This is a genomic window from Frankia sp. CoWAU3, assembly GCF_977971855.1.
On the sequence record NZ_CDWWXB010000229.1, the window covers coordinates 2,858 to 5,345 of the forward strand.

The 2,488-nt window shown below is 68.6% G+C and carries 3 protein-coding genes; all 3 read left to right on the forward strand.

Annotation, left to right across the window (positions count from 1 at the left end; all coding sequences use genetic code 11):
* Window positions 1–376 (forward strand): MMPL family transporter (locus tag AC08ON_RS15980; protein WP_476617253.1); only part of this gene is annotated, 376 nt, incomplete at its 5' end.
* Window positions 377–410: 34 nt separating this feature from the next.
* The gene (ahcY, locus tag AC08ON_RS15985; protein ID WP_476608316.1) at window positions 411–1,847 is read left to right on the forward strand and encodes an adenosylhomocysteinase; all 1,437 of its coding nucleotides are present in this window, start codon (window positions 411–413) and stop codon (window positions 1,845–1,847) included.
* 387 nt (window positions 1,848–2,234) lie between these two features.
* A partial coding sequence (locus AC08ON_RS15990) for a hypothetical protein (protein ID WP_476617254.1) occupies window positions 2,235–2,488 on the forward strand: 254 nt, incomplete at its 3' end.

Consider the following 2,488-nt stretch of genomic DNA (forward strand, 5'->3'; position numbering starts at 1 on the left):
GGCCGCCGACCAGACCGCGGCCCGCACCGGACGCGCCTTCGTGGTCTCCGCGCTCGCCGCCGTGATCGGGGTCGCCGTCCTGGCCTTCAGCTCCCTACCGCTGCTGCGTGACTTCGGTCTGCTGGTCGCCCTCAACGTCGCCGTCGCCCTGCTATCCGCGCTGGTCGTCCTCCCACCCCTGTTGGTCTGGGCGGACGAACGCGGCTGGGTGCACCAGCCGCGCCAGGACGACCCGGGCCCGGCGGTCGACAGAACCGGACCGGGTCTTCGTCAACACGGCGACATGTGGGACGCTCAAGAAACCCGTTCCAAGGCCGGCGCATCACGGCCGCGGCCGATGGCGGGTGGAAACCGGGACGAGACATCCGCCGTATAGGCTCGGCAGCCGCCCGAGCATCGAAGGAGAGGGCATGAGTTTCGAGTTCAAGGTCGCGGATCTCGCACTGGCCGAGTTCGGCCGCAAGGAGATCCGGCTTGCCGAGCACGAGATGCCCGGCCTCATGGCCACCCGGGCGGAATACGCGGCCAGCCAGCCCCTCAGGGGCGCCCGCATCATGGGCTCCCTGCACATGACAATTCAGACCGCGGTGCTGATCGAGACCTTGGTAGCGCTCGGCGCCGACGTCCGTTGGGTCTCCTGCAACATCTTCTCTACCCAGGACCACGCGGCCGCCGCCGTCGTCGTCGGGCCGAACGGAAGCAAGGACGACCCGCGGGGCGTGCCGGTCTTCGCCTGGAAGGGCGAGACCCTCGACGAGTACTGGTGGTGCACGGACCAGGCGCTGGCCTGGCCGGACGGCGGCACCCCGAACATGATCCTCGACGACGGCGGCGACGCGACCCTGCTCGTCCACAAGGGCGCCCAGTTCGAGGCGGCCGGCGCGGTCCCCGCGACGGACGCTGCGGACGGCGAGGAGTACGCGATCGTCCTGGAGACCCTGCGCCGCACCATCGCGCAGAAGCCGGGTCGGTGGACCGAGACCGCGAAGAACATCAAGGGCGTCACCGAGGAGACCACGACCGGCGTGCACCGTCTCTATGAGATGGCGAAGGCCGGCACGCTGGCATTTCCGGCGATCAACGTCAACGACTCGGTGACGAAGTCGAAGTTCGACAACAAGTACGGCTGCCGCCACTCCGTCATCGACGGTCTCAACCGCGCCACCGACGTGCTCATCGGCGGCAAGGTCGCCGTGGTGTGCGGCTACGGTGACGTCGGCAAGGGCTGTGCGGACGCGCTGCGCGGCCAGGGAGCCCGGGTGATCGTCACCGAGATCGACCCGATCTGCGCCCTGCAGGCCGCGATGGACGGTTTCCAGGTCACCACCCTGGAGGACGTCGTCGCGACGGCGGACATCTTCGTCACCACGACCGGCAACCTCAACATCATCCATGCCGAGCACATGGCGGCGATGAAGCACCAGGCGATCGTGTCGAACATCGGGCACTTCGACAACGAGATCGACATGGCCGGCCTGGCCAGGACCCCCGGCATCGAGAAGATCAACATCAAGCCGCAGGTCGACGAGTGGGTGTTCCCGGACGGCCACTCGATCATCGTGTTGGCCGAGGGCCGGCTGATGAACCTCGGTTGCGCCACCGGACATCCGAGCTTCGTGATGTCGAACAGCTTCACCAACCAGGTGATCGCGCAGATCGAGCTGTTCACGAAGACCGAAAACTACCCCGTCGGGGTATACGTGCTGCCCAAGAACCTCGACGAGAAGGTCGCCCGGCTGCACCTGGACGCGCTGGGCGTGAAGCTCACCCAGCTGACCAAGCAGCAGGCGGACTACATCGGCGTGCCCGTCGAGGGTCCGTACAAGGCCGACCACTACCGCTACTGATCGGCCCGGTCCTCTCGCGCCGATTCCGGTTAATCCGATTAATCCGGTCGACCGGATTCGGCGCTTCAACCTGAATCGGCGCTTCGCCGGCCGGGATCGGTCAGCGTCTCCTGGACGACCAGCAAACCGACGTCCACGACGGGTCGCTCAGGTCGTCCAGGCTGTACCAGCCGGCCGGCAGGTAGGTCCCCCAGGTCGCCGGCGGGACGTCGGCGCTCGCCCGGTCCGGTACCGCGGGCCTGCGCACACCGAAGGTCGCGTCGCCGCCGGGGCAGCTCAGGTGCCCGAACCTGAAGATCGGCTCGCCGGCCTCCTCACCCCGGCCGGGGCCGGTCCGGCACAGCGATGCCGTGGCCGGCGGCCACAACGAGGCGACAACGAGGCGACATGGACGTAGAAACCGGCGTCGAGATACGTCGCGGGTCTGTTCGGCTCTCCGGCCGCCGCCGGCACACCGACCTCCGTCGCCTGCCCGCCCGGGCAGCTCGCCCAGGTCGCTCCACCGGCCTGCGCGGCGCCCGCGTTCACCAGAGCCAGGATGCTGCTCACCGCGAGGGTCGCCCCGGCGGTGGTCAGAATGGCCGTAAGTGTTCGGTGATGTCGTGGGAGGGCTCGCCGAATGCCCGGCCGGCGTTGCCGGT